This window comes from Micromonospora sp. WMMA1363 (assembly GCF_030345795.1).
In the GTDB taxonomy this organism is placed as follows: Bacteria; Actinomycetota; Actinomycetes; order Mycobacteriales; family Micromonosporaceae; genus Micromonospora.
The window spans coordinates 605,110-612,500 of sequence record NZ_JAUALB010000001.1 but is presented as its reverse complement, the minus strand read 5'-3'; the positions used below and the strand labels follow the sequence as shown (position 1 = coordinate 612,500).

The window sequence follows — 7,391 nt, the reverse complement described above, 5'->3', positions numbered from 1 at the left end:
GCCTTCCAGGTCTTTCGCCCTGTTTCGTCCGTTCCGCGGTGGCAGAGAGAAAGTTACGCGCCCGGCGGAGTGATCGTCAAATCCGCCGGACGCGTCCCCGATCACACTCTCGACGTTTCCCTGTCTCCACGTAGCTCAACCCCGGCGAACGACCGCTTTCCGCGACGCAGCACCAGGTAACGGCCGTGCAGCAGGTCGGCCGGTGTCACCATGACCTCCGCCGCGGTGACCCGGATGTTGTTGACGTAGGCGCCGCCCTCGGCGATCACCCGCCGGGCCTCCTTCATGCTCGGCACCAGGCCGGACTCCTTCAGTAACCCGGCCACATCGGGCAGCTCGTCGACGTACACCATCCCGGCTTCCGCGAGCGCCGCCCGCAACGTCGCCGGCGCCAGCTCTGCCAGCGAGCCCCGTCCGAAAAGTGCCTGGCTCGCCGCGACCACCTGGGCCATCTCCCGTTCGCCGTGCACAAGGGTGGTCAGCTCCTCGGCCAGCGCCCGCTGGGCGGCACGGGCGGCCGGCCGCTCCGCGGTCTCCTTCTCCAGCGCCTCCAGTTCCTCCCGGGACCGGAAGCTGAAGAAGCGCAGGTACCGACCCACATCCCGGTCGTCCACGTTCACCCAGAACTGGTAGAACGCGTACGGGCTGGTCAGCTCCGGGTCGAGCCAGACGGCACCGCCCTCGGTCTTGCCGAATTTCGTGCCGTCCGCCTTGGTGACCAGCGGCGTGGTGAAGGCCTCCACCGGCCCGGCGCCCCGGCGGCGGATGTAGTCGACGCCGGCGGTGATGTTGCCCCACTGGTCGGAACCGCCGAACTGGAGTTGGCAGCCGTGCCGGCGGTGCAGCTCGAAGAAGTCGTGGGCCTGGAGCAGCTGGTAGCTGAACTCGGTGAAGCTGATCCCGCTCTCCAACCGGGCCCTGACCACCTCGCGGGCCAGCATCTTGTTGACCGGGAAGTGCTTGCCGACGTCACGCAGGAACTCGACCACCGACATCTCGCCGGTCCAGTCCAGGTTGTTGACCAGCTGCGCGGCGTCGGCCCCTTCGTACGACACGAAGGGCGCCAGCTGCGCACGGATTCGGGCGACCCAGCCGGCCACCACCTCGGGCGGGTTCAGGGTGCGCTCGGCGCTCTCCTTCGGGTCGCCGATCTGCCCGGTCGCCCCGCCCACCAGCAGCAGCGGCCGGTGGCCGGCGAGCTGAAGCCGCCGGGCGGTGGTGACCTGCATGAGATGGCCGACGTGCAGGCTCGGCGCGGTCGGGTCGAAGCCCACATAGAAGGCCGTCCCGGGCCGGTCGAGCAACGCGCGCAGCTCGTCGAGGCCGGTGGAGTCCTGAACCAGGCCCCGCCACCGCAGGTCGTCGAAGAGTGTGTCCCGCCCGGACGGCGGAAGGCTGGTGTCGGTCACGGACACTGATTCTCCCCCATGACCGGGGGGCAACCGTACCGGGTTTGCCGGTCCCGGTGCCCGCTACGCTGGCCGTCTGTCGACTACCAAGGAGGTTTCCCGTGGGTGAGCCGGACCTGTCGGGTGGTTTCGCGGCGCTGCTCGGCCTGAAGTTCGACGAGGTGGACGCGGACCGGGTGGTCATCCGGTGGCAGGTCCACCCGGAGCTGCACCAGCCGTTCGGAATCCAGCACGGCGGCGTGTACTGTTCGGTCGTCGAGACCGCGGCCAGCGTCGGCGGGGCGCTGTGGTTGGGCGACCGGGGGCGCGTGGTCGGCGTCGCCAACCAGACCGACTTCCTCCGTGCGGTCCGGGACGGGGAACTGACCGCTGTCGGCACTCCCATGCATCGGGGCCGCAGCCAGCAGCTCTGGCAGGTAGAGATCACCGACATCGACGGGCACCTGGTCGCGCACGGTCAGGTTCGCCTCCAGAACCTCTATCCGGCTGCTGGCTGAGGCCGGGTAGCGGCTCGTTCGGGGTGACGACGGTGGACCTCCGTCGACAAGGCCGATGTTGGCAAGCTGACGCAGTACCCGACATGGGCCGCCCGGAGATGGTGGACGAACCGAATGGTCGGTCGACCCCGGCGGCACTGCTGGAAATCCGTCAGTGCTCTGGCGTTGCCGGTGGCGATCTCGATACCTTGCCGGACTGACCCATCCCTCAGCGAACGCGGCCTGTCCTGCCGATCGAACGCGCCCTGTCCTGTCTATCGAAACGGATGTCCGTGAATTCAACGCACGTTGCCGTCGACGAGCCGATCGGCGTGGCCGTCGTCGGCGCCGGTTACTGGGGTCCGAATCTCGTTCGCAACTTCCAAGCCTCCACCGAGTTTCGGCTGCGTTGGCTCTGCGACCTCGACGTGAGCCGGGCCGAGCGGGTTCTCGGCGGCTACTCGACGGTCCGGGCGACCAACGACCTCGCCGCGGTACTCGCCGACGAAACGGTGCAGGCCGTCGCCGTCGCCACGCCGGCCGGCACCCACCTTGAGGTGGCGATGGCGGCGCTGCGGGCCGGAAAGCACGTACTCGTGGAAAAGCCGTTGGCGGCCAACGTCGCGCAGGGGCGTACGCTGGTGGCGGAGGCGGCGCGTCGCGGCCTGTCGCTGATGTGCGACCACACCTACTGCTACACACCGGCGGTGCTACGCATCCGCGATCTCCTACACGCCGGAGAACTCGGCGAGTTGCAGTACCTCGACTCCGTACGGATCAATCTGGGGCTGGTTCAGCGCGACATCGACGTGATGTGGGATCTCGCCCCGCACGATCTGTCGATTCTCGACTTCGTCCTCCCGCCCGGCGTGGCTCCGGTCGCGGTGGCCGCGCACGGCGCGGACCGGATCGGCGCGGGCCGGGCCTGCGTCGCCTACCTGACGCTGCAGCTGAACACCGGTGCGATCGCACACATCCACGTCAACTGGCTCTCCCCGGTGAAGATCCGAACCACGATCATCGGTGGCTCCAAGCGCACGTTGGTCTGGGACGACCTCAACCCCAGCCAGCGGCTCTCCATCTTTGATCGCGGGGTGGACGTGGCGTCGACCGAGGAACTCGGCGACGACCAGCGCCGCGACATGCTGGTGTCGTATCGCTCGGGCGACATGGTCGCCCCGGCGCTCACCGAACGGGAGGCACTGCGGACCATGGTCGAGGAGTACGCTCGATCCATCCGCAGCGGCACCCCGTCACTCACCGACGGCCGGTCCGGTCTGCGGGTGATCGCCGCGCTGGAGGCGGCTTCCCGTAGCCTCGCCGACGGCGGCAGACTGGTCGACCTCAACACGTGGGCCGAGGCGTGACCGGGCGAGGCATGGGCACGGATTGGAGTGGACTGCTGGCATGAGCGCAGTGGAGATCGCCGGGGCGCGCGCCCTGGTAACTGGCGGGGCGGGCACGATCGGCTCCCACGTGGTGGACGAGTTGGTCGCCGGTGGCGCGACCGAGGTGGTCGTCCTCGACAACCTCGTTCGTGGGCGGCGGGAGAACCTCGTCCGATCCCTGCCGCAGGGCAGTGTCCGTCTCGTCGAGGGCGACATCCGGGACGTCGGACTCGTGCACGAACTGACCCGGGGCAAGGACCTGGTCTTCCACCTGGCCGCGATCCGCATCACCCAGTGCGCCGAGGAACCCCGGCTGGCCAACGAGGTGCTGGTTGACGGCACGTTCAACGTTTTGGAGGCGGCGGTCGCCGCGAAGGTCCGCAAGGTCATCCTATCCTCGTCGGCCTCGGTCTACGGACTCGCCGACGAGTTCCCGACGACCGAACGGCACCACCCGTACCACAACGACACGTTCTACGGCGCGGCGAAGGCGTTCAACGAGGGTGTGCTGCGCAGCTTCCACAGCATGTACGGCCTGGACTACGTCGCCCTGCGCTACTTCAACGTGTACGGCCCGCGGATGGACATCCACGGCCTCTACACGGAGGTGCTCATCCGCTGGATGGAGCGGATCGAGTCGGGCCGGCCCCCGCTGATCCTCGGAGACGGCCGGCAGACGATGGACTTCGTCCACGTCGCCGACATCGCCCGCGCCAACATCCTGGCCGCCCAGGCGGACGTCACCGACGAGGTGTTCAACGTCGCCAGCGGCACCGAGACCAGCCTGCGTGGGCTGGCCCACGCGCTCAGCGAGGTGATGAAGTCCGACCTGGCACCCGAATTCGGTCCGGCCCGTGCGGTCAACGGGGTCACCCGCCGGCTGGCCGACACCGCCGCCGCCGCCGACAAGCTGGGCTTCCGGGCCGAGATCGGCCTGCACGAGGGGCTGCGGGGGCTGGTCGACTGGTGGCGGGCCGAAAGGTGACCGGACGGAACACGATAGGCGGGCGACCACGCCCCGTCATCGCAGTTGAGAGGCGCGGCCGGTGAGCACCAAACGGATCCCGGTCATGATCCCACAGCTCGGTGAGGAGGAGGCGCAGGCCGCCGCGGACGCGGTGCGGTCGGGCTGGGTGGCCCAGGGGCCGCGGGTGGCGCGCTTCGAGCAGGAGTTCGCCGCGCGGGTCGGCGCCGGTCATGGGGTGGCAGTCAGCTCCTGCACCACCGCGTTACACCTGGCGCTGGTCGTGCTGGACATCGGCCCGGGCGACGAGGTGATCGTGCCGTCGTTCTCCTTCATCGCCACCGCCAACGCGGTGCGCTACGTCGGAGCGACCCCGGTCTTCGCCGATGTCGATCTCGCCACGGGTAACCTGACGGTCGCGACCGTCGACGCCGTCCGGACCACCCGCACCCGGGCCGTGATCGCCGTGCACCAGGGTGGGGTGCCGTTCGACGTCGCCGCGCTGCGGGAAGCCGCCGGCCGCTGGGGGGTGCCGCTCATCGAGGACGCCGCCTGCGCCGCCGGCTCGACGGCGTACGGGCGGCCGGTAGGCGCCGGCTCCACCATCTCTGCCTGGTCGTTCCACCCGCGCAAGCTGCTGACGACCGGCGAGGGTGGGATGGTCACGGTCGACGACCCGGAGTGGGCCGCCCGGCTCCGCCGGTTGCGCGAGCACGGGATGAACGTCTCCGCCGCCGAACGCCACGCCAGCGCCCAACCGGTGCTGGAGGCCTATCTGGAGACCGCCTTCAACTACCGGATGACTGACATCCAGGCGGCCATCGGACTGGTGCAGCTCGGCCGGCTCGCGGAGCTCGTGCGGCACCGGCGGCTCCTGGCGGCGCGCTACCACGAGCTACTCGCGGACATCGACGGTTTGGTGCCGGTCCACGACCCGGAGTACGGCGAGACCAACTTCCAGTCGTTCTGGGTGCTGATCGACCGGGAGTACGGAGTGGGCCGCGACGAGGTGCTCGCAGAGCTGGCCGCGGTCGGCGTGTCGGCCCGGCGCGGCATCATGGCCGCCCACCTGGAACCGGCGTACGCCGATGTGACGCCCGCGCCGCTACCCGTGACCGAGCGGCTGACCCGCGACTCACTGATCCTGCCGCTGCACCACGCGCTGACCGAGGACGACCAGGACCACGTCGCCGGCGTGCTGCGCAAGCTGGCCGGCTGATGCGGGATCTCGTCATCGTCGGCGCGGGCGGGTTCGCGCGGGAGACCGCCGCGGCGGTGTGCGCGGTCAACGGCGTCCAGCCGAGATGGCGGCTGCGCGGGTTCCTCGACGACGACCCCGCGCTGCACGGCGTCACCCGGGCCGGCCTGCCGATCCTCGGCGGCACCGACGCGTTGGCCGGGATGTCCGGGACACAGGTCGTCGTCTGCGTGGGAAATCCCCGCAACTACGTGGCGCGGCAGCGGATCGTGGAGCGGCTCGGCCTACCGGTGGAGCGGTACGCCACGATCGTTCATCCGACCGCGGACGTCGGCGCCGGGAGCGTCCTCGGTCCCGGCTCGGTCCTGCTCGCCGGCGTGGTGCTCACGGCGGACGTGACCGTCGGCGAGCACGTCGCGGTCATGCCGCACGTCGTGCTCACCCATGACGACCAGGTGTCCGACCACGTGACCATCGCATCCGGGGTTCGCCTCGGTGGTGGCGCGACGCTACGCCGGGGCGCGTACGTCGGCGCGGGTGCCCTCGTCCGCGAGGGTGTGACGGTCGGTGCGGGGTCACTCGTCGGGATGGGTTCGGTTGTCCTGCGCGACGTACCGGACGGCGAGATCTGGGCCGGCAACCCGGCCCGCCGCCTGCGCACCGCCGGGCTGCCGGCGCCGGCGGGCACACCTCGCACCGCGCCGGCACCCGACGGGTGGGATGCGCGACCGGAGCCGGTGTCCGCGCTGGCGTCACTGCAAGAAGTTGCCGTACCGAAGGTTGTGGGGAGCTAGTCATGCCGGGAGTTCCGCTCGTCGACCTCGCCGCCGCGCACGCGGAGGTCGCGGAGGAGGTGGAGGCCGGTTTCAAACGGGTCATCGCCGACACCGCCTTCGTCGGCGGCGCCGAGGTGGCCGCGTTCGAACGGGAGTACGCCGCGTTCAGCGGTGTGCGGCACTGTGTGGGGGTGGCCAACGGCACCGACGCGCTCGAGCTTGCGCTGCGCGCCGTCGGCGTCGGGCCCGGCACCGAGGTGGTCCTGCCGGCGAACACCTTCATCGCCACCGCCGAGGCGGTCGCCCGGGCCGGCGCGCGACCGGTGCTGGTCGACTGCGAGTCCGACTCGTATCTGTTGGACGTCGGCGCGGCGCTCGCCGCGGTCACGCCCGCAACGCGGGCGATCATCCCGGTGCACCTCTACGGCCAGCTCGCGCCGGTGGAGCGGCTGCGGGCCGGCGTGGCCGGGCGCGAGATCGCCATCGTCGAGGACGCCGCGCAGTGCCAGGGCGCCACGCGGCACGGGCGCGGCGCCGGAGTGGACGGCATCGCGGCGACGAGCTTCTACCCCGGCAAGAACCTGGGGGCGTACGGCGACGCCGGCGCCGTGGTGGCCGCCGACGCCGACCTCGCCACGGCGGTCCGCACGCTGGGCAGCCACGGCGGTCTGACGAAGTACGTGCACGACGTGATCGGCGTGAACAGCCGGCTGGACGGTCTCCAGGCGGTGGTGCTGCGCGCCAAGCTGGCCCGGCTGGCCACCTGGAACGCGCAGCGTCGGGCCGCCGCGGCCCGCTACGACGCGTTGCTGGAGTCGGTCGACGTGATCCGCCCGGTGACCCTGCCCGGCAACGAGCACGTGTGGCACATCTACTGCGTCCGGATTCCCGGTGACGGCACCGCGGCCCGCCGGGACCAGGTGGTGGCCCGGCTCAGCGCGGCGGGCATCGGGGCGGCGATCCACTATCCGGTGCCGGTGCACCGGACACCGGCCTTCGCCGGCCTCGGCCACTCCGAGGGTGCCTTCCCGAACGCGGAGCGGAGCGCGCCGGAGCTGCTGTCCCTGCCGATCTACCCGCAGATCACCGCCGACCAGCAGGAGGCGGTCGTGGCCGCGCTGGCCGCCGCGCTGGCGCACTGAGGTCCTCGACAGGACGACGGCGATCAGGGCCGTAGCCG

The 7,391-nt window shown here is 70.9% G+C and carries 7 protein-coding genes; 6 read left to right on the top strand and 1 reads right to left on the bottom strand.

Annotated features, from left to right (window positions below; all coding sequences use genetic code 11):
- Positions 1-101: 101 nt before the first annotated feature.
- A complete protein-coding gene (gene tyrS, locus QTQ03_RS02895; protein ID WP_289280645.1) occupies positions 102-1,409 on the bottom strand; it encodes a tyrosine--tRNA ligase in 1,308 nt (435 codons plus the stop codon).
- Between the two features lie 101 nt (positions 1,410-1,510).
- Between tyrS and QTQ03_RS02890 the strand changes: the two genes are divergently transcribed.
- The 6 genes from QTQ03_RS02890 to QTQ03_RS02865 all read left to right on the top strand — a co-directional run bounded on the left by QTQ03_RS02890 (position 1,511) and on the right by QTQ03_RS02865 (position 7,353).
- Positions 1,511-1,906, top strand: a complete 396-nt coding sequence (locus QTQ03_RS02890) for a PaaI family thioesterase (protein ID WP_289276597.1) — start codon at positions 1,511-1,513, stop codon at positions 1,904-1,906.
- 272 nt (positions 1,907-2,178) lie between these two features.
- The gene (locus QTQ03_RS02885; protein WP_289276596.1) at positions 2,179-3,252 is read left to right on the top strand and encodes a Gfo/Idh/MocA family protein; all 1,074 of its coding nucleotides are present in this window, start codon (positions 2,179-2,181) and stop codon (positions 3,250-3,252) included.
- A gap of 40 nt (positions 3,253-3,292) precedes the next feature.
- Positions 3,293-4,258, top strand: a complete 966-nt coding sequence (locus tag QTQ03_RS02880; RefSeq protein ID WP_289276595.1) for an NAD-dependent epimerase/dehydratase family protein — start codon at positions 3,293-3,295, stop codon at positions 4,256-4,258.
- A gap of 61 nt (positions 4,259-4,319) precedes the next feature.
- The gene (locus QTQ03_RS02875; protein WP_289276594.1) at positions 4,320-5,456 is read left to right on the top strand and encodes a DegT/DnrJ/EryC1/StrS family aminotransferase; all 1,137 of its coding nucleotides are present in this window, start codon (positions 4,320-4,322) and stop codon (positions 5,454-5,456) included.
- Positions 5,456-6,229 (top strand): acetyltransferase, encoded by a 774-nt coding sequence (locus QTQ03_RS02870; protein WP_289276593.1) that lies wholly within the window; start codon positions 5,456-5,458, stop codon positions 6,227-6,229. Before QTQ03_RS02875 ends, QTQ03_RS02870 begins: the two co-directional genes overlap by 1 nt.
- Before the next feature lie 2 nt (positions 6,230-6,231).
- Positions 6,232-7,353, top strand: coding sequence for a DegT/DnrJ/EryC1/StrS family aminotransferase (locus QTQ03_RS02865; protein WP_289276592.1), 1,122 nt, complete (start codon positions 6,232-6,234; stop codon positions 7,351-7,353).
- Positions 7,354-7,391: the final 38 nt, after the last annotated feature.

Excerpts from the sequence above, each read along its gene's own strand:
- QTQ03_RS02880 (WP_289276595.1), top strand. The coding sequence starts at position 3,293 with ATGAGCGCAGTGGAGATCGCCGGGGCGCGCGCCCTGGTAACTGGCGGG.
- QTQ03_RS02870 (WP_289276593.1), top strand. The coding sequence starts at position 5,456 with ATGCGGGATCTCGTCATCGTCGGCGCGGGCGGGTTCGCGCGGGAGACC.
- QTQ03_RS02865 (WP_289276592.1), top strand. The coding sequence starts at position 6,232 with ATGCCGGGAGTTCCGCTCGTCGACCTCGCCGCCGCGCACGCGGAGGTC.